General features: G+C 74.4%; 14 protein-coding genes and 1 tRNA gene. 8 read left to right on the forward strand and 7 right to left on the reverse strand.

Features of this window, described 5'->3' with window-relative positions; all coding sequences use genetic code 11:
- Nucleotides 1-54 precede the first annotated feature (54 nt).
- Nucleotides 55-1,299 carry a glucose-1-phosphate adenylyltransferase gene (gene glgC / locus J1M39_RS08765; RefSeq protein ID WP_063190062.1) on the reverse strand — a complete coding sequence of 415 codons (1,245 nt, stop codon included), beginning with the start codon at nucleotides 1,297-1,299 and terminating at the stop codon, nucleotides 55-57.
- 113 nt (nucleotides 1,300-1,412) lie between these two features.
- Here glgC and glgA point away from each other — a divergent pair, with 113 nt between their 5' ends.
- Nucleotides 1,413-2,609: a glycogen synthase gene (gene glgA, locus J1M39_RS08770; protein ID WP_044658928.1), complete on the forward strand. Its 1,197-nt coding sequence runs from the start codon at nucleotides 1,413-1,415 to the stop codon at nucleotides 2,607-2,609.
- A gap of 76 nt (nucleotides 2,610-2,685) precedes the next feature.
- Here the strand turns inward: glgA and J1M39_RS08775 are convergent, their stop codons facing one another.
- Both J1M39_RS08775 and J1M39_RS08780 read right to left on the reverse strand, forming a co-directional pair.
- Nucleotides 2,686-4,809, reverse strand: a complete 2,124-nt coding sequence (locus J1M39_RS08775; protein WP_044658927.1) for an acyl-CoA dehydrogenase family protein — start codon at nucleotides 4,807-4,809, stop codon at nucleotides 2,686-2,688.
- Nucleotides 4,806-5,519 (reverse strand): TetR/AcrR family transcriptional regulator, encoded by a 714-nt coding sequence (locus J1M39_RS08780; protein ID WP_036315211.1) that lies wholly within the window; start codon nucleotides 5,517-5,519, stop codon nucleotides 4,806-4,808. Before J1M39_RS08780 ends, J1M39_RS08775 begins: the two co-directional genes overlap by 4 nt.
- 127 nt (nucleotides 5,520-5,646) lie before the next feature.
- Between J1M39_RS08780 and J1M39_RS08785 the strand changes: the two genes are divergently transcribed.
- From J1M39_RS08785 to J1M39_RS08795, 3 genes are read left to right on the forward strand one after another with little or no spacing between them, the layout of a single operon-like run.
- Nucleotides 5,647-6,990, forward strand: a complete 1,344-nt coding sequence (locus J1M39_RS08785) for an acetyl-CoA C-acetyltransferase (RefSeq protein WP_069941302.1) — start codon at nucleotides 5,647-5,649, stop codon at nucleotides 6,988-6,990.
- Between the two features lie 32 nt (nucleotides 6,991-7,022).
- Entirely contained in the window at nucleotides 7,023-8,372 is a 1,350-nt protein-coding gene (locus J1M39_RS08790) for a 3-oxoacyl-ACP reductase (protein ID WP_060974152.1), read from the forward strand.
- Nucleotides 8,373-8,374: 2 nt separating this feature from the next.
- Nucleotides 8,375-9,268, forward strand: coding sequence for a MaoC family dehydratase (locus J1M39_RS08795; RefSeq protein ID WP_036315203.1), 894 nt, complete (start codon nucleotides 8,375-8,377; stop codon nucleotides 9,266-9,268).
- Nucleotides 9,269-9,332: 64 nt separating this feature from the next.
- On the opposite strand, the gene malQ is transcribed toward J1M39_RS08795, so the two are convergent.
- Both malQ and J1M39_RS08805 read right to left on the reverse strand, forming a co-directional pair.
- Entirely contained in the window at nucleotides 9,333-12,842 is a 3,510-nt protein-coding gene (malQ, locus tag J1M39_RS08800; protein WP_206496684.1) for a 4-alpha-glucanotransferase, read from the reverse strand.
- A gap of 85 nt (nucleotides 12,843-12,927) precedes the next feature.
- Nucleotides 12,928-13,011, reverse strand: a tRNA-Leu gene (locus J1M39_RS08805).
- A 116-nt stretch (nucleotides 13,012-13,127) separates the two neighbouring features.
- Between J1M39_RS08805 and J1M39_RS08810 the strand changes: the two genes are divergently transcribed.
- Nucleotides 13,128-14,453 carry a M20/M25/M40 family metallo-hydrolase gene (locus tag J1M39_RS08810; protein WP_145950715.1) on the forward strand — a complete coding sequence of 442 codons (1,326 nt, stop codon included), beginning with the start codon at nucleotides 13,128-13,130 and terminating at the stop codon, nucleotides 14,451-14,453.
- Nucleotides 14,454-14,505: 52 nt separating this feature from the next.
- Here the strand turns inward: J1M39_RS08810 and J1M39_RS08815 are convergent, their stop codons facing one another.
- A complete protein-coding gene (locus J1M39_RS08815; RefSeq protein WP_206496685.1) occupies nucleotides 14,506-14,745 on the reverse strand; it encodes a DUF5703 family protein in 240 nt (79 codons plus the stop codon).
- A gap of 93 nt (nucleotides 14,746-14,838) precedes the next feature.
- On the opposite strand from J1M39_RS08815, the gene J1M39_RS08820 reads away from it, so the two are divergent.
- From J1M39_RS08820 to mshC, 3 genes are all read left to right on the forward strand, one after another.
- The gene (locus J1M39_RS08820) at nucleotides 14,839-15,057 is read left to right on the forward strand and encodes a hypothetical protein (protein WP_036315190.1); all 219 of its coding nucleotides are present in this window, start codon (nucleotides 14,839-14,841) and stop codon (nucleotides 15,055-15,057) included.
- A gap of 69 nt (nucleotides 15,058-15,126) precedes the next feature.
- Nucleotides 15,127-15,960 carry an undecaprenyl-diphosphate phosphatase gene (locus J1M39_RS08825; protein ID WP_036315183.1) on the forward strand — a complete coding sequence of 278 codons (834 nt, stop codon included), beginning with the start codon at nucleotides 15,127-15,129 and terminating at the stop codon, nucleotides 15,958-15,960.
- 64 nt (nucleotides 15,961-16,024) lie between these two features.
- On the forward strand, nucleotides 16,025-17,293 hold the full coding sequence (gene mshC, locus J1M39_RS08830; protein ID WP_206496686.1) for a cysteine--1-D-myo-inosityl 2-amino-2-deoxy-alpha-D-glucopyranoside ligase: 1,269 nt from the start codon (nucleotides 16,025-16,027) through the stop codon (nucleotides 17,291-17,293).
- A 22-nt stretch (nucleotides 17,294-17,315) separates the two neighbouring features.
- On the opposite strand, the gene J1M39_RS08835 is transcribed toward mshC, so the two are convergent.
- On the reverse strand, nucleotides 17,316-18,266 hold the full coding sequence (locus J1M39_RS08835; RefSeq protein ID WP_036315178.1) for a proteasome assembly chaperone family protein: 951 nt from the start codon (nucleotides 18,264-18,266) through the stop codon (nucleotides 17,316-17,318).
- Between the last annotated feature and the right edge of the window lie 96 nt (nucleotides 18,267-18,362).

An 18,362-nucleotide genomic window follows, 5' to 3' on the forward strand; every position in this document is an offset into this window, starting at 1 on the left:
CCGGGGCGTGCCCGCGCGTCGGCGGTGGTCCGGGACCGGCGGCCCGGGGCCGCGTCAGTGCGGCGTCGGGACGGGCTGGCCCTTGGAGAGCACCGTCAGCCCGGATTCTGTCACGGTGTAGCCGTTCGCCTCGTCCTCCGCCCGGTCGAAGCCGATGCGCGCGCCCGGGGGCACGACCACGTTCTTGTCCAGGATCGCGTTGCGCACGTGGGCCCCCTCGCCGATCACGACGGAGTCCAGCAGCACCGACTGCTCCACCCACGCCTCGTTCTGCACGCGCACGTCCGTGGAGAGCACGGACTGGGCCACGGTGCCGCCGGAGATGACCACGCCCTGGGAGAGGATCGAGTCGTTCGCCGAGCCGGGGCGGCGGGTGGATGAGCGCACGAGCTTGGCGGGCGGGGAGACGGACTGGCGGGTGTAGAGCGGCCACTCGCGGTTGTAGAGGTTGAACTCCGGCCACGGCTGCACCAGGTCCATGTGCGCGTCGTAGTAGGAGTCCAGGGTGCCGACGTCCCGCCAGTAGTGCTTGCCGGCCGTGCCCCCGGGCACCTCGTTGGCGGTGAAGTCGTACACCCCGGCCTCGCCACGCTCCACGAACAGCGGGATGATGTCCCCGCCCATGTCGTTGTTCGACTCGGGGTTCTCCTCGTCCTGGTTCAGCGCCGCCACGAGGGCGTCGGTGTCGAACACGTAGTTGCCCATCGAGGCCAGGAACTGCGTGGGGTCGTCCGGCAGGCCGGGGGTCGTCTCCGGCTTCTCCACGAACGCCGAGATCCGCGTCCTGTCCTGTGGGTCCGTCTCGATCACCCCGAACGAGGAGGCCAGCTCGAGCGGCTGGCGCACCGCGGCCACGGTCGCCTTGGCGCCCGAGGCGATGTGCTGGTCCACCATCTGCTGGAAGTCCATGTGGTAGACGTGGTCCGCGCCGATGACGACGACGATGTCCGGCCGTGCGTCGTGGATCAGGTTCATGGACTGATAGATGGCGTTCGCGCTGCCCGTGAACCAGTCCTTGCCCCGGCGCTGCTGTGCCGGCACGGAGGCCACGTAGTTGTTCAGCAGCGTGGACATCCGCCACGTCTCGGAGATGTGGCGGTCCAGCGAGTGCGACTTGTACTGCGTCAGCACGACGATCTCGCGGTACCGGCTGTTGACCAGGTTGGACAGCGCGAAGTCGATGAGGCGGTACGTGCCGCCGAACGGGACGGCCGGCTTGGCACGGTCGGCCGTCAGCGGCATCAGGCGCTTGCCCTCACCGCCCGCCAGCACGACCGAGAGGACCTTCTTCTGCACCATCTGCGTCACTCCTCGTGAGCCGGGTCGTCGCGACCCGCACGCGTGCTCGGGGCGTGCGGGGCATCCGTGCCGCCAGACTATCGACCCCCGCCGGGCTGAACTAGGTTGGGGGCGTGCGCATCGACATCGTGAGCAAAGAGTTCCCCCCGTCCATCTACGGCGGTGCCGGCGTCCACGTCGCCGAGCTGACCCGTGTCCTGGCCTCCCGCGCCGACGTCCGCGTGCACGCCTTCGGCGCGCCGCGCGACCCGGACTACCACGGGGCCCGCGTCCTGACGTACCCGAACCCGCCCGGGTTCGACGCCGCCAACGGGGCCGTGCAGACCCTGGCCACCGACCTCACGATCCTCGGCGACCTCGAGGGCGCCGACGTCATCCACTCCCACACCTGGTACGCCAACCTGGCCGGCCACCTCGGCAAGCTCCTGCACCAGACCCCCCACGTCCTCTCCGCGCACTCCCTCGAGCCGCTGCGCCCCTGGAAGGCGGAGCAGCTCGGCGGCGGCTACGCCCTGTCCAGCTGGGCCGAGCGCACGGCGTACCTCGGGGCGGACGCGGTCATCGCGGTCTCGGACGGCATGCGCCGGGACATCCTGGCCTGCTACCCGGACGTGGACCCGGCGAAGGTGCACACGGTCCACAACGGCATCGACACGCAGGTCTGGACCCCGCAGACCGGCACCGCCGCACTGGAGAAGTACGGAATCGACCCGGACAAGCCCTCCGTCGCGTTCGTCGGCCGCATCACGCGCCAGAAGGGCGTGCCCCACCTGCTCCGTGCGGCCCTGCGGCTGCCGGAGGACGTCCAGCTCGTGCTGTGCGTGGGCGCCCCGGACACCGCGGAGCTGGCGCACGAGGTGAACGAGTTGATCTCCGAGCTGCGGCGCACCCGCCAGGGCGTCGTCGTGATCGAGGGGATGATCCCGCGCCACGAGGTGATGGAGATCCTCACGGCCGCCACCGTGTTCGCCTGCCCCTCGGTCTACGAGCCGCTGGGCATCGTCAACCTCGAGGCGATGGCGTGCGGCACCGCCGTCGTCGCCTCCGCCGTGGGCGGCATCCCGGAGGTCGTGCAGGACGGCGAGACCGGCCTGCTCGTCCCCTTCGAGCAGGTCGACGACGGCACGGGGGCGCCCGTGGACGAGGAGAGGTTCGCCGCCGACTTCGCGGCCGCGCTCACCCGCGTCGTGGAGGACCCGGAGCGCGCCCGCGCGATGGGTGAGGCCGGCCGGGCCCGCGCGATCGAGCACTTCTCGTGGGAGACCATCGCGGAGCGCACGATCGAGGTCTACGAGGCCGTGCTGCGCTGAGCCCGCCCGACCACGCACACGGGCCCCCGCCACCGCGAGGTGACGGGGGCCCGTGTGCGTCCGGGGACGGCCACGGTCAGCCGCGGCGACCCCGCGCCGCCTTCTCGCGGGCGCGCACGGCCTTCTCATCCTCCGGCTCCTCGCCGGCGGCCCGGCGGGCCGTGAACCAGGCGTGGGCCTCCTCCTGGCGCTGGGTCTCGGCGTCCGTGGCCACCGCCATGCGCAGGTGCTCGGGCTCGAGGCCGAACGACTCGACGAGCTCGAGGGCGAAGGGGCGCAGCCGCTCGGCCAGCCGGTTGACGTAGCCGCGCAGGGCCCGGGCGCGCTGGCTCGAGACGCGGCCGTGGGCCACGAACCAGCCGAGGTCGTCCTCGATGAGGCGCAGCGCGAACAGGTCGCGCAGCCACGTCAGGACGGTCTTCGTGGTCTCATCCGTGATGCCCTCCAGGGCGCGGGTGAAGGCCTCCCACTGCAGCAGCTCGCCGTGGTTGCGGGCGGCCTCGATGAGCTCGTGCTGGCGCGTGTTGAACGCCTCCGCCTGCGCCGCCTGGCCCTTGCCCCGGGCCCCCGAGAGGGTGCCGGCGATGTCGGCGGTCTTGGCACGGACGCGCTCGGTGAGCAGCTCATGCTGGACGGCGGGGTCCTTGAACCAGTTCGCCGAGCGGCGCTCGGACCCGCCGTCGGCCACGGACTGGACGGCCTTGTGCAGGCCCGCACGGTGGAGGGCGTCCGAGGCCTGATGGACCACGTAGCGGGAGACGGCGCCCACATTGAGACGTCCGAACTCCTTCGAGTAGTCGGTCAGCAGACGCTTGCCCACGAGCTGCAGGAGCACCGTGTTGTCGCCCTCGAACGTGACGTACACGTCCAGGTCGGCGCGCATCTGGGCCACCCGGTTCTCGGCGAGGAACCCGGCGCCGCCGCACGCCTCGCGGGCCTCCTGCAGGGTGTCCAGGGCGTGCCACGTGGTCAGCGGCTTCACGGCCGCGGCGAGCGTCTCGAGCTCCTGCCGGTCCACGTCCGTGTCGGAGCGGCCCGAGAAGACGTCGTCGAACTTCTCGACGAGCTCGTTGGAGGCGAAGGCGTCCGCGTAGGCGCGGGCCAGGCGGTCGATGAGGCGGCGCTGGTGGTTCTGGTAGTCCAGCAGCACCTCCTCCCGCTGCGGGTCGGAGGCCTTGAACTGGCGGCGCTGCTCCGCGTAGGCCAGCGCACCGTGCAGGCCGAGGAAGGAGGCCGTGGTGGCGGCGAGGGACAGGGAGACGCGGCCCTGGACGAGCGTGCCGAGCATCGTGAAGAAGCGACGCCCGGGGGAGGCGATGGGCGAGGAGTAGGTGCCGTCCTCGGCCACGTCGCCGTAGCGGTTGAGGAGGTTGGTGCGCGGGATGCGGACCTGAGTGAAGTGCAGACGGCCGTTGTCGATGCCGTTCAGTCCGCCCTTGAGGCCGTCGTCCTCGCCGCCCACGCCGGGCAGGAAGGCGCCCTCCTCGTCCCGGATGGGGACGTAGAAGCAGTGCACGCCGTGGTTGACGCCCCGGGTGATCAGCTGCGCGAAGACCGTGGCCGCCCTGCCGTGCAGCGCGGCGTTGCCGAGGTAGTCCTTCCAGGCGCCCTTGAACGGGGTGTGGATGACGAACTCCTGGGTCGCCTCGTCGTACGTGGCGGTCGTCGCGATCGAGGCGACGTCCGAGCCGTGCCCGATCTCGGTCATGGCGAAGGCGCCCGGGACGCTCAGGTCCATCGCGCCCGGCAGCCACCGGCGGTGGTGCTCCGCGGTGCCCAGGTGCAGGATCGCCGAGCTGAACAGGCCCCACTGCACACCGGCCTTGATCTGCAGGGAGGGGTCGGCGAGCACGAGGTCACCGAAGGCGGCGAGGTTGCCGCCGTGGTTGTCCTCGCCGCCGAACTCGCGCGGGAAGGCGCGGTGGACCGCGTTGCGCTCCACGAGGACGCCCAGCTGCCGCAGGACGCGGGCGCGGTGCTCGTCCATGCCGAGCAGCGGGTCGCGCCACAGGGCGGGATCCTTGACCAGTTCGCGGGATTCGCGGCGCTCCGCGGCCCAGCGGCCGAGGAGGGCCTCCTCGAGGGCCGCGGCGTCGAGGGAGCCGGGCGTCGGCCGCTCGGGCGCGATCTCGGCGACGTCGGAGGGAACCTCGGTGCTGGGCGTCGAGGACTGGGGGGCGAGCTTCTCGTGGACGGTCATGACGATGCTCCTGTTCGTGAGTGGGGGCGGGCGCGGACGGCGTCCGCCGCCGCGGGTTCGAGGGCGGCGCCGGGCGCGGCGCCGATGAGGCCGGTGAGCAGCCAGTCGGCGATGGCGCGGGCCATCGCCTCGACCGGGATGCGACCGGCGGCCGGGGTCCGCAGCCAGGTCTCGGCGGCGGCCCGGACGAGGCCGACGGCGGCGCGCGGCCACAGGGCGAGCGGGTCCGCCGGCGCCGGGGCGTGGCCCCGCGCGGCCATCCCGCGCGCCAGGCCCGACTCGAGCATGGCGTAGACGCGCTCGAGGAACGGGCCCAGCACAGGGGCCTCGGCCGCGGCGGGGGACGGGGCGACGGCGAACGCGTACACCTCGGGCGACGTCGCCGCGACCGTGAGGTACACCTCGACCATGCGACGCAGCGCCTCGGGTTCGGAGACCGGTTCGTCCGCGACCTCGAGCAGGCGGCGCTCCATGTGGGCGGTGACCCGCTCGGACACCGCCAGGCGCAGGCCCTCGCGGTCGCCGAAATAGCGGTAGTAGACGGTCTTGGAGGTGCCCGCGTGGGACGCGATCTCCTCCATCGAGGCGTGTGCGCCCAGGGCGTGCACGGCCGACCGGGCGGCCCGGACCAGTTCCAGACGGCGCTCGGCGCGGTGCCGGTCCCAGCGGACGCTGCGACCGTCCCGGGCGGTGGACGTGACGGGATTCACGAAACCGAGCGTATCAGGTACTGTGGATCACAGTCACCCACCCCGCCGACGTCCGTATCGTCCGTATCGTCCGGGGTGACAACGCCCCCGCCGCGTCGGCGGTGGGCCCGCCGTCGAGAGGACCGTCATGACCCACCACGAGACCCCCGCGTCCGAGACCGCCTCCCGCCCCGCCGTCGCCGGTGGAGCGCTGCGCCCCGCCGTCATCCTGGGCGGCAACCGCATCCCCTTCGCCCGTGCCAACACCGCCTATGCCGAGGTCGGGAACCAGGAGATGCTCACGGCCACGCTCGACGGCCTCGTCGCGCGGTTCGGGCTCCAGGGCGAGCGCCTCGGTCAGGTCACCGCCGGCGCCGTCCTCAAGCACCCGCGCAACTTCAACCTCACCCGCGAGGCCGTCCTGGGCTCCGCGCTCTCCGCCGCGACCCCGGCCGCCGACGTCCAGGTGGCCTGCGCCACCGGCATGGAGGCCCTGGGCACCCTGGCCAACAAGATCCGGCTCGGTCAGCTCGACTCCGCCATCGGCGGCGGCGTGGACTCGATCTCGGACGCACCCGTCTCGCTCTCCGACGGTGCGCGCCGCGTGCTGCTGCAGCTGAACACCGCCAAGACCATGAAGGACCGCCTGCGCGCCCTCGCCCAGCTGCGCCCCGGGCAGCTCGTGCCCGAGCCGGCCGGTGCGGGCGAGCCGCGCACCGGCATGTCCATGGGCGAGCACCAGGCCCTGACCACCCACAAGTGGGGCATCACCCGTCAGACCCAGGACGAGCTCGCCGCGGCCTCCCACCGGAACCTCGGCGCCGCGTACGCCGCCGGGTACATGGACGATCTGGTGACCCCGTTCCACGGCCTGGCCCGCGACAACAACCTCCGCCCCGACTCCACGCCGGAGAAGCTGGCCGGCCTGAAGCCCGCGTTCGGTCGCCAGCTGGGGGACGAGGCGACCATGACGGCCGCCAACTCCACCCCGCTCACCGACGGCGCCTCCGCGGTGCTGCTCTCCTCCGAGGAGTGGGCCGCCGAGCGCGGGCTTCCCGTGCTCGCCGAGTTCGTGGACATGGAGAACGCCGCCGTGGACTTCGTCGACGGGCACGAGGGCCTGCTCATGGCCCCGGCCTACGCCGTCCCGCGCCTGCTGGCCCGGCACGGGCTCACCCTCGACGACCTCGACTTCGTGGAGATCCACGAGGCGTTCGCCGGCACCGTCCTGTCCACCCTCGCCGCCTGGGAGGACGAGGAGTACTGCCGCGAGCGCCTCGGGCTGCCGGGTGCGCTGGGCTCGGTGGACCGCGCCCGGCTCAACGTGCACGGCTCCTCGTTGGCGGCGGGTCACCCCTTCGCCGCGACCGGCGGCCGCATCGTCGCCCTGCTGGCCAAGATGCTGCACGAGAAGGGGGAGGGCTCCCTCGGCCTCATCTCCGTCTGTGCCGCCGGCGGCCAGGGCATCGTCGCCCTGCTCCGCGGCCGCTGAGCCCCGACCGACCCGACCCGAGAGGACCGACCATGACCGACCGTTACGGCACCTTCGTCGCCTCGCCCCTGGGCCGCCGCCTCACCGGCGCCCTGGGCCTGCCTCAGCCCGTCGAGCTGCGCCGGCACACCCCCGGCGACCCCGTGCTGCCCGGCTCCGTTCTCGTCCTGGGCGCGACCCCCGCAGCCGCGGACGCCCGCACCCTCTTGGCCTCGTGGGGCCTCGAGGTCGCCGACGCCCCCCGGGAGGGCGCCCGCCACGCGGCGATCGTCGCGTGCTTCGACGGGGTCGCCACGCCCGCGGACCTCGGCGCGGTGGCGCTGGAGATCGGCGGCGCGCTGCGCTCGCTGGGCTCCTCCTCGCGCGTGGTGACCGTGTTCGAGGACCCCGAGGCCGCCACGGACCCGACCCTGCGCGCCGCCCGCCAGGGCGTGACGGGCCTGACCCGCTCCATCGCGCACGAGATGCGTCGCGGCGGCACGGCCAACGGCCTGGTCCTGGGCGAGGGTGTGCCGCTCACCGCCCCCGGTGCGGCCGGCGCGCTGGCGTTCCTGCTCTCCGGCCGTGCGGCGTACGTCTCCGGCCAGTTCGTGCCCGTCGCCACCGCCGACGGCGCGGTCCCCGCCGACGCGGCGCGCCCGCTGGCCGGCAAGGTGGCCGTGGTCACGGGTGCCGCCCGCGGCATCGGCGCCGCTATCGTTCGGACGCTCGCCCGCGACGGGGCCGTCGTCGTCGGTGTGGACGTCCCGGCGGCGGGCGAGGCGCTGGCCGAGGTTGTGAACGAGGTGGGCGGCACCGCGCTGGCCCTGGACATCACGGCGCCGGACGCCGGCGCGCGCATCCTCGAGCACTGCCGCACCCGGCACGGCCGGATGGACGCGGTGGTGCACAACGCCGGGATCACCCGGGACCGGATGCTGGCCAACATGGACGCCGCACGCTGGGACTCCGTCCTCGCCGTGAACACCACGGCCCAGCTGGCCATGAACGAGGCGTTCCTCGCCGAGGACGCCCGGGACGTGGCGGGTCAGGGGCTGCGCATCGTGGGCCTGGCCTCCATCTCCGGCATCGCGGGCAACCGCGGCCAGACGAACTACGCGGCCTCGAAGGCCGGGGTCATCGGCCTGACCGCGGCGTCCGCCCCGGTCCTCGCGGCCCGCGGGGGCACGATCAACGCGGTGGCCCCGGGCTTCATCGAGACCGAGATGACCGCGAAGATCCCGCTCGCCACGCGCGAGGTGGGCCGGCGGCTCAACGCGCTGCAGCAGGGCGGCCTGCCGCAGGACGTGGCCGAGACGGTGGCCTGGCTCGCCTCGGACGCCGCCGGCGGCACCAACGGGGCCACGCTGCGGGTCTGCGGCCAGTCGAAGCTGGGGGCGTGAGGATGCAGACCACGCAGCTGTCCGCCCCGCCCTCCCTCGGCCGGCTCTACGTCCGGGCCGCCGGGCGGGCCGCCACGGACGCCGTCGTCCGTCGGCGCCGTCCCCGCGAGCTCCCGGACCGTCAGGTGGTCGTGACCGGCCACCGCATCCCGGCCGAGGCCGTGACCGCGTGGCGCGGGGCCGTCGGGTCCGCCAATCCGGCGGACCTGCCCTCGGTCCTGGTGCACACCCAGGTGTTCGGCGCGGCCATGGAGCTGATGGCCGACCCCGAGTTCCCGCTGCCCCTGCCCGGGCTGGTGCACCTGAGCAACACCGTCCTGCACCACCGGCCCGTCGCGGCGGAGACCGCCCTGCGCGTCACCGCACGTGCGGTGGGTCTCGTCCCGCACCACGCGGGCACCGCCGTGGACGTCGTCGTGACCGTCGAGGGGCCCGGCGACGACGGCGAGGAGGCACTGCTGTGGGAGGGCGTCTCCCGGTACCTCGCCAAGGGCGTCCACCTCTCCGGCCTGCGTCCCGAGCGGCCCGCCCGCCCGGACTTCGTGCCCCCGACGCCGACCGCCCAGTGGCGCTTCGGGACGGGGGCCGGACGCCGGTACGCGGGCGTCTCCGGGGACTGGAACCCGATCCACCTGACGGGCGTCTCGGCTCGACTGTTCGGCATGAAGGGCGCGATCGCCCACGGGATGTTCCTGGCCGCCCGGATGCTCGAGGGCCGTGAGCCGGCCGGCGCCGGGTTCCGCTGGCACATCGACTTCGAGGCGCCCGTCGTGCTGCCGACCACCGTGGCCGTCCGCTACGAGCCCGGGCCCGACGGCGGCACGCGCGTGTGGGGCTGGGATGCGCGGCGCCGGCGCCCGCACTTCTCCGGGGAGATCACTCCGCTCGAGCCCTGACGGCCGGGCCGACGCGTCGGCCCGCCGGGACCACCCGTCCCGGCGGGCCGGTGAGCGCGGCGGCTCAGGCGTCCGGCCCGGGCGACCGCCGCGGCACGGCGGCGACGGCCTCGAGCAGCCCGTCCGCGTAGGCCTCCCACGAGTGACCGGCGGCGTGACGCACGGCGCCGGGCCCCAACGCGGCCCAGGCGTCACGATCCGCCAGGATCTCGGCCAGGGCATCGGCCCACGCCTCAGGGGTGCCCGCCGTCACGTGGCGGCCGGACACGCCGTCGAGGACCGCGTAGACCAGTCCGCCGACCCGGTGCGCCAGCACGGGCGTGCCGCAGGCCTGTGCCTCGAGGGCGACCAGGCCGTAGGTCTCCGACGCGCTCGGCATCGCCACCACGTCCGCCGCCCGGAACTGGGCGGCCAGGGCGGGCGCGGGCACCGGCCCGGAGAACGTCACCAGGTCGGCGACCCCCTCCTCCGCGGCCAGGCTCGCCAGGTCCAGCTCGTCGCCCCCCGAGGCGGCCCCGTTCACGTGCAGGCGCACACCCGGGTCGGCGCCCGTGCCACCGGCCCGCTCGCGCAGCACACCGAGGGCGGCCACGAGCAGGTGCGGGCCCTTGTGCCGCTGCACGCGGCCGGCGAACAGAACCCGCAGGGCTCCGTTGTCGTCCGGGGCGCCCGGCCACTGCGCGGCGCCCTCCGGCGTGAACGTCTCGAGGTCGGCCCCGGGGGGCAGCACCCGGGTGCGGGCGCGGGGCACGTCCAGCAGCTCGCGCAGGTCGGCGACCTCGGCGGCGGAGTTGACCACGAGCAGGTCGGCCCGCTCGGCGACCTCGCGCTCGGCCTCGATCCGCGCGGCCGGCTCGCGCAGCTCGGGGTCCTCGAGCATCTTCGCCGCCGCCGTGGTGTGCATGGTCTGCAGGTACGGGGCGTGCGCCGCCCGCGCCAGCGCCGCGGCGGTGGACCCGGAGAGCCAGTAGTGGCCGTGCACGAACGCGACGGGCGGGGCGTCCGCGCCACCGAGGACGGGACCGCCCGGCACGGCGTCCGAGGCGAGCCAGTCCAGGGCCGCGCGGGTGAACTCGGCGCCCAGTCCCGCCAGCTCCTCCTTGGGCACGGGAGCGGACGGCCCGGCGGCGAGGTCCACGACCGTGACCGGCGGGGCCTGCCCGCCGGCGTCCAGCATCCGGACCCGTGCGCCATCCGCTCCCACCGGCTCCTCCGCCCGGGTCAGCAGGATCATCCGCACGCCCCGGCGGGCCAGGGCCACGGCGGCCTGCCGCACGTAGACGTTCATGCCGCCGGCGTCGCCGCGGCCGGGCTGGGCCAGGGGGGAGGTGTGCAGGCTGACCCCGATCCCCACCGGCACGGACGCCCGCAGTTCGGCGTCCACGGCGTCGAACAGCCGGGCCGCCGACGCCGAGTCCGCCAGGTCCTCGACGGAGACCATCCGTCCGGCGCCGTCGCCGAGCGGCACAGTCCAGTTCGGGTACTGGTCCTGGAGGGTGCCGGGCTGGTTCTGGATGCGCCGCTCGCCCACGGCGTCCACGAGCGCCACGCTGTGCAGGGCCGAGGGCGCCTGCGCGAGCAGGCGGTGCAGGGCCACGATCTGGCGTTCGCGCACCTCGGGGCCGGCGTCGGGGACGTCCACGTCCGCCTCGGCGAGCAGCCCGCGCCGGGCCGCGGCGGCGAGGAACGCGCGCACCTCCTCCGCCGACCGGCGGCGTTCCTGGGCGACGTCCACGGTGTAGAGGCCCAGCCGTTCGCGCAGGTCCACCTGGACGCCCTCGAGGTAACCGGCCGTGGGCGGCAGGTCGTGCGTGTTCACCGCCGCCATGGCCAGCCGCCGGTAGCGCTCCGGCGGGGTGGGCTCGCCGTCCTCCTGTTCGAACCACAGGATCGACGTGCCGAGCACGCCGGCCTCGGCCAGGCGGCGCTGCACCCACGGCTCGAACGTGCCGAGGTCCTCGCCCACCACGACGACGCCGGCCCGCTCGGCCTCGAGCGTGAGCACGGCGAGCATCGCCTCGTGGTCGTATTCGACGTACGCGCCCTGGGTGGCACCGGCGCCCTCCGGGATCCACCACAGGCGGAACAGCCCCAGGACGTGGTCCATCCGGATGCCGCCCGCGCCGCGCAGCACGGTGCGCAGCATGTCCCGGAACGCGGCGTAGCCGGTCTCGGCCAGGCGGCGCGGATGCCAGGGGTGCTGCGACCAGTCCTGGCCCAGCTGGTTGAACAGCTCGGGCGGCGCGCCGACGGACATGGTCGGCACCAGCACGTCCCCGAGCATCCACGCGTCCGCGGTCTCGCGGGTCGCCCCGACTGCCAGGTCCACCATGACGCCCATGCGCATGCCGGCCGCCCGGGCCCGCTGGTGCACGCCGGCGAGCTGCTCGGCGGCGATCCACTGCACCCAGCGGTGCAGGTCGACGTCGGTCGCGCGTTCGACGCGGACCCGCTCGGCCTCGACCCCGCCCGGCGCCCAGGCCGGGTCGGCGAGATCGGGCCCGGTGCCGTCGCCGTCCAGGCGCAGGACGGACCAGAGGGCGAAGTCGTCCAGGCCCGGGCCGGCCTCGGCGCGGAACCGCGCGTAGGCGGCCTCGCGCTCGGGGGAGCGGGGCACCTCGTGCACGCGGCGCAGCGCGGGCCACAGGACGGCGGCGACGGCGGCCCGATCGATCCGGCCGGTGCGCTCCAGCTCCGCCTGGACGCGGGCGCCGGCCGAGCGCAGCTCCGCCTGCTCCGCGGCGGGCAGGTCGGCGAACTCGGGGATCGAGGGCACGTGCACGATCAGCGCCGAGAGGAACCGACGGGAGACGGGGGAGTAGGGGGAGTCCGCCGGATGGGGGCCGGGCTCGACCGCGTGCAGGGGGTGCAGCAGCAGGAAGTCGGCACCGTGCCGGGCGACGATCTCGGCCAGGGACGCCATGTCCGCCGCGTCGCCGATGCCCCACGAGTCCGCCGAGGTCACCGAGTAGCCCTGCGCGGCCGCGCCCCAGCCGCGGCGCTCGAGGAAGGGACGCGCCGTGCTCAGCCGGGTCGGGGCGCAGACCAGGACCGCGGAGGCGGTGGAGCCGGAGCCGCTGGTCACCTCCAGCCGGTGCCAGCCCGGGGCGAGGTCGGCGGGGATCTGCACGTGGACGCGCTCGCGCTCGACGCCGTCCACGAGGCGGACCTCGGACACCGGCTCGCTCACGCTCACCTCGAGGGTCCGGCCGTCCTCCGTGCGCACGCGGGCCACGACCGGCTCGCCCGCGGCCACGTGGCACGGCACGGACAGGCGGTGGCCGGACCGGGCGGCCACGGTGGGCGGGAGCACGTCCCGCCAGGGGGCCGTCTCCGCCTCCTCCAGCGCCTCGGCCAGAGCGGCGACCCCGTCCGGACGGACCGACACCCCGAGGGCGGCGAGCACCTTCACGAGGGCCTCGTCCGGCACGGTCTGGGCCGAGCCGTCCTGCCCGACGTACTCGGGCTGCACCCCGTGGGCTCGCGCGAGCCGATGCAGCAGTGCGGGGGCTTCCAGGGCCATCGGGTCCTCCATGCCGTCGTGCGGTTCCACCGACGGCGCCTGCCGTCGCACGGACACCACTCTAGAGGGGACGCCGGGCCGGGGAACACGCAGGGCCCCGGTCGTGACGACCGGGGCCCTGCTGCTCGACGAGCGGTGCGCGAGGGGGGACTTGAACCCCCACGTCCTTGCGGACACAGCGACCTCAACGCTGCGCGTCTACCAATTCCGCCACTCGCGCTCATCGGTGGAGCCCTGGGAGAGGCTCCGTCGCCCACCGCGTTCCGGTCCTGTCCGGTCCGTCCCGCTCCGGGCAACTCGAGAAAGATAGCACGGGTTCGGGCTAGGCTCAAAACCATGGTCGAGAACATCGAGAACCCCGCCCGCTCGCGCCCCGAGGACCGCGTCGTGGAGATCTGCCGCGACCTCATCCGGATCGACACCACCAACCGCGGGGGCAACGTCTCCGTCGGTGAGCCTGAGGCCGCGGAGTACTGCGCCCGGCTCATGACCGAGGCGGGGATGACCCCCCGCTTCTTCGAGTCGGCGCCGGGCCGGGTCTCCGTCGTCGGGCACCTGCCGGGCTGGGATCCGGAGGCGCCGGGGCTCGTCATCCACGGGCACACGGACGTGGTCCCCGCCGAGGCGGACGAGTGGAGCGTGGACCCGTTCGGCGCCGAGCTCAAGGACGGCATGATCTGGGGGCGCGGAGCCGTGGACATGAAGGGCATGGACGCCATGGTGCTCGCGGCGCTGCTCCACCTGGCCCGCACGGGCCGCCGGCCGCGGCGCCCCCTGACGGTCGCGTTCTTCGCCGATGAGGAGGCCGGCGGCGTCTACGGCGCACGCTGGGTCGTGGACCACCACCCCGAGGTGTTCGACGGGTGCACCGAGGCGATCTCCGAGGTGGGCGGCTTCTCCACCGAGGTGCACGGCTCGCGCGCCTACCTCGTGCAGACCGCGGAGAAGGGGCTCGCCTGGCTGAACCTCACCGCAGAGGGCGCCCCCGGGCACGGCTCGGCCCCGCACCCGGACAACGCGGTCACCCGGCTGGCCGGCGCCATGACCCGCATCGGCGGGCACGAGTGGCCGCTCGTGTACACCAAGACCACGCGCGCGCTGCTCGAACAGGTGGCCGAGATCATGGGCGTGGACTTCGACGAGACGGACCCGACGCCGCAGCTCGACGCGCTCGGGCAGGCCCGGTCCTGGGTGGCCGGCACCCTGCGCACCTCGTCCAACCCGACGGGGCTGACCGCCGGCTACAAGCACAACGTCATCCCGTCCTCGGCCACCGGCACCGTGGACGTGCGCCTGATCCCCGGGGAGGAGGAGTCCGCCCTCGCCACGATCGCCGAACTCGCCGGTCCGGACGTGACCATCGCACCCGAGCACCGGGACGTCGCCCTGGAGACCCCCTTCTCCGGGGACCTGGTGGAGCTGATGATCGCCTCGCTGCAGGCGGAGGACCCCGAGGCCCAGGTGCTGCCGTTCATGCTCGGCGGGGGCACGGACAACAAGTCCCTCTCCCGGCTGGGCATCACCGGCTACGGCTTCGCGCCCATGCGCCTGCCCGCCGACCTGGCCTTCACGTCCCTGTTCCACGGCATCGACGAGCGGGTGCCCGTGGACGCGCTCGAGTTCGGCTGCCGGGTGCTCGAGCGGATGCTGGAGCCACGCTGATCCGGGCCGCGGGCGGCGACGACGGCCGGGACGGCGTCGTCGCGTCCGCGCCTCAGAGGGTCTGCAGGGTCGAGGCCACGCGCATCACCCGGCGGCGCATCCAGTAGCGGCGCGCCCCGTCGCGGTAGTGCACGGAGCGCTGCAGCTCCCATTGGCCGTACTCCGGGTGCTCCACGAGGCGCCGCCGGGCGTCGGCGAGGGACTCGTGGGCGGCGACCGTCATCACCAGGTACTCCCACTTCTGTCCGCGGGAGATCGCGTCGAGGGTCGAGGACATCAGCTGTTCACGCACCCGCCCATCCTGGCAGACGGACTCGGGTCCGGCGGCCGGTCCCGCACGGCCCACCCCTGGCCGCGTCACCGGCCACCGGGTTACCGTTCACCCATGAGCTCTGACGCCCGCATGGCCCTCGAGGCCCTCACCACCGCCCTGAACGAACACCTCGTGGCCGCGCAGAACAAGCGGGGCGAGGACGACCCCGCCGTCGAAGCCGCGTTCTTCGCCGTGGCCGACGCCTTCGAGGCCTACGAGGACGCCCTGTACGCGGACACCGAGGAGGTCACCCCGCTCGACCTCTTCGACGACGAGGACGACGACGACTGACCGTCCTGCTCGTGACGGATCGCACGGCCCCGGGTTCCCACCCGGGGCCGTGGCGTACAGTGACCCTCCGTGACGTGGATCGAAGCCATCATCCTGGGCCTGGTGCAGGGCCTCACGGAGTTCCTGCCCATCTCCTCCTCCGCCCACATCCGCATCGTGGGCGAGTTCCTGCCCTCCGCGACCGACCCGGGGGCGGCCTTCACGGCCATCACGCAGCTCGGCACGGAGCTGGCGGTCCTCATCTACTTCTGGCGCGACATCACCCGCATCATCGGCCGGTGGTGCGCCGCGGTCACGGGGCGGATCCCGCACTCGGACCCCGATGCGCGCATGGGCTGGCTGATCATCGTGGGCTCGATCCCGATCGCGGTCCTGGGCCTGCTGCTGGAGGACTGGATCGACACGGAGTTCCGGTCGCTGTGGATCACGGCGACCATGCTCATCGTGTTCGGCGTCCTGCTCGCCCTGGCGGACCGGCTCGGCCGTCAGACCAAGCCGCTCGAGAAGCTCACCGTGCGGGACGGCGTCCTCTACGGCCTGGCCCAGGCCCTCGCGCTGATCCCGGGCGTCTCGCGCTCCGGCGGCACCATCGCGGCCGGCCTGGCCATGGGCTACACCCGGCCCGCCGCCACCCGCTACGCGTTCCTGCTGGCGGTGCCCGCCGTGTTCGCCTCCGGCCTGTACAAGCTGTACACCTCGCTCACCGATCCCGGCACGCAGGGCCCGTACGGCATGGGGGAGACGCTGGTCGCGACCGCGATCGCCTTCGTGGTGGCCTACGCGGTCATCGCCTGGCTCATGCGCTTCATCAGCACCAACTCGTACCTGCCGTTCGTCTGGTACCGCATCCTCCTGGGCGGCGTCCTGTTCGCCCTGCTGGGCGCGGGCGTCATCAGCGCCTGAGCCCGCTCCCGCCGCCGGGCATGGCGGCCCGGCACCGCCGAACCACCCCGATCTGAGGAGTCCCGTGAAGTCCTGGAGCACCCCCGCCCCGCCCGCCGTGCCGAGCCGCCCCGACCGGCTGCGGCTGCACGACACCGCCACGGGACGGACCCGGCATCCGGGCAACGACGCGCAGCGCGCCTCGCTGTACGTCTGCGGGATCACCCCGTACGACGCGACGCATCTCGGCCACGCGAGCACCTATGTGGCCTTCGACCTGCTGCACCGCTACTGGCGCGCGGCCGGTCTCGAGGTCGCCTACGTCCAGAACGTGACCGACGTGGACGACCCCCTGCTCGAGCGGGCCGAGGCGACCGGCGTCGACTGGCGCGCGCTCGCCGAGGAGCAGACCGACCTGTTCCGTGCGGACATGGCCGCCCTCGAGGTGCTCGCCCCGGACCACTACGTCGGCGCGACCGAGGCGGTGGGCCTGGTGGTGGACGCCGTCGAGACGATGCTGGCGGCGGGCCGGGCCTACCGCGTGCCGGGCGGCGACGGCGAGCCCGACGGGGACGTCTACTTCGACGTCCGCGCGGCCCAGTCCGCGACCGACTGGCGCCTCGGACAGGTCTCCGCGATGGGCCTGGACGAGATGGCCGCGGTGTTCCCGGAGCGGGGAGGCGATCCCGACCGCCCCGGCAAGCGCGACCCGCTGGACCCGCTGCTGTGGCGCGTGCACCGCGAGGGCGAGCCTGCCTGGGACGGGCGGTCGCTCGGCTCCGGCCGGCCCGGCTGGCACATCGAGTGCTCCGTGATCTCCCGGGCCCACCTGCCGGCGCCGTTCACGGTGCAGGGCGGCGGCTCCGACCTGCGGTTCCCGCACCACGAGTTCTCCGCCGCGCACGCCACCGCCGTCGACGGCCTGCCGCTCGCGCACACCTACGCGCACACCGGCATGGTGGCCCTGGACGGCGAGAAGATGTCCAAGTCCCTCGGCAACCTCGAACTCGTCTCCTGTCTGCGGGCGCGGGGCGTCGAGCCGGTGGCCGTCCGGGCGGCGATCCTCGCGCACCACTACCGGTCGGACTGGGAGTGGTCCGAGCAGGTGCTGGCCGACGCCCAGGCGCGGGTGGCCCGCTGGCGCGCCGCCCTGGACGGGCCGCATGCCGCCGCCGGCGTCGCCGTGCTGGACGCGGTGCACGCGGCGCTCTCGGACGACCTCGACGCCCCCCGCGCGCTGGAGGCCCTCGACGCATGGGCGGCCGGCACCCTGCCGGGCCTGGCCGAGGCCGCCGCCGACCCGCTGCCGGTGGTCGACGTCGTGGCGGCGCTGCTGGGTCTGCGCCTGCGCTGACCCCGCCGGGCGCGGCCGGGCGTCAGCGTCCGCCGCGCCCGCGCAGATAGCGCTCGAACTCCCGCGCGATCGACTCGCCCGAGGCCTCCGGCAGCTGCTGGGTGTCCTGGGCCTCCTCGAGCTGCCGGACGTAGGCGGCGACGTCGGGGTCCTCGGCGGCCAGCTCGTCCACGCCGCGCTGCCAGGCCCTCGCGTCGTCCTCGAGCCCGCGCGTGGACACGCTCACGTGCAGCAGGTCCTCGACCGCCTCGACCAGCCCGAGCAGCGTCTTGGGGGAGGGCGCCTGGGCCACGTAGTGGGGCACCGTCCCCCACAGCGAGAGGCTCGGCAGGCCGCGGCGCGCGGCCTCGTCCGCGATGACGCCGATGATCCCGGTGGGCCCCTCGTAGACCGGACGGTCCGCGCCGACGGCCACCCGCACGTCCACGAGCGGCGAGGTCGGGCGGGCGCGCAGGGGCCGGGTGTGGGGCACGTCCGCCAGCAGCGCGCCCAGCGTCACGACGGCGTCCACGTCACGCGCGTCGGCCGCCGTGAACAGCTCCTCGAGGAACGCGCGCCACCGCACGTTCGGCTCCACGCCGACGGCGAGGAGCACACGCACCCCGTCCGGCGGGGCAGCCTCGCCCGCGACGGGCCGACCCTCACGGTCCAGGAGCGCCTCGTGCAGGGTGACCGCCGGCCAGTCCAGCGTCCCCAGCCCGTCGGCGTCGCGCCGGACCAGGGGTCGAGTGACCTGGTAGTCGTAGAACTCGCCGTCGCACACCCGTCCCGCGTCCGCCGCGTCCCACTGCTCCCGCAGCGCGCCCAGGGCCCCGGTCGCGGCCTCCCCGGCGTCGTTCCACCCCTCGAAGGCCAGCAACAGGACCGTGGGGGCCCGCCGCCCGGCCTCGAGCTCGTCCACGGTCGCCGTCAGGTGGGTCCGCAGCGGGCCCAGGACGTCGTCCGGCTGGTCCTCGGAGGTAGCGTCGGTCATGGCGGCCAGCCTAGACACGGCCCGACGACGGGGCCACGGCCCGCGACCCGCCCCGCACACCCCGGCGGCGGCGCTCGATAGGATGCACTCCATGCC

This window comes from Micrococcus sp. KRD077 (assembly GCF_017168505.1).
GTDB lineage: Bacteria > Actinomycetota > Actinomycetes > Actinomycetales > Micrococcaceae > Micrococcus > Micrococcus luteus.

Excerpts from the sequence above, each read along its gene's own strand:
- glgC (WP_063190062.1), bottom strand. The coding sequence starts at position 1,299 with ATGGTGCAGAAGAAGGTCCTCTCGGTCGTGCTGGCGGGCGGTGAGGGC.
- J1M39_RS08775 (WP_044658927.1), bottom strand. The coding sequence starts at position 4,809 with ATGACCGTCCACGAGAAGCTCGCCCCCCAGTCCTCGACGCCCAGCACC.
- J1M39_RS08785 (WP_069941302.1), top strand. The coding sequence starts at position 5,647 with ATGACCCACCACGAGACCCCCGCGTCCGAGACCGCCTCCCGCCCCGCC.
- J1M39_RS08790 (WP_060974152.1), top strand. The coding sequence starts at position 7,023 with ATGACCGACCGTTACGGCACCTTCGTCGCCTCGCCCCTGGGCCGCCGC.
- J1M39_RS08795 (WP_036315203.1), top strand. The coding sequence starts at position 8,375 with ATGCAGACCACGCAGCTGTCCGCCCCGCCCTCCCTCGGCCGGCTCTAC.
- J1M39_RS08810 (WP_145950715.1), top strand. The coding sequence starts at position 13,128 with ATGGTCGAGAACATCGAGAACCCCGCCCGCTCGCGCCCCGAGGACCGC.
- J1M39_RS08820 (WP_036315190.1), top strand. The coding sequence starts at position 14,839 with ATGAGCTCTGACGCCCGCATGGCCCTCGAGGCCCTCACCACCGCCCTG.
- J1M39_RS08835 (WP_036315178.1), bottom strand. The coding sequence starts at position 18,266 with ATGACCGACGCTACCTCCGAGGACCAGCCGGACGACGTCCTGGGCCCG.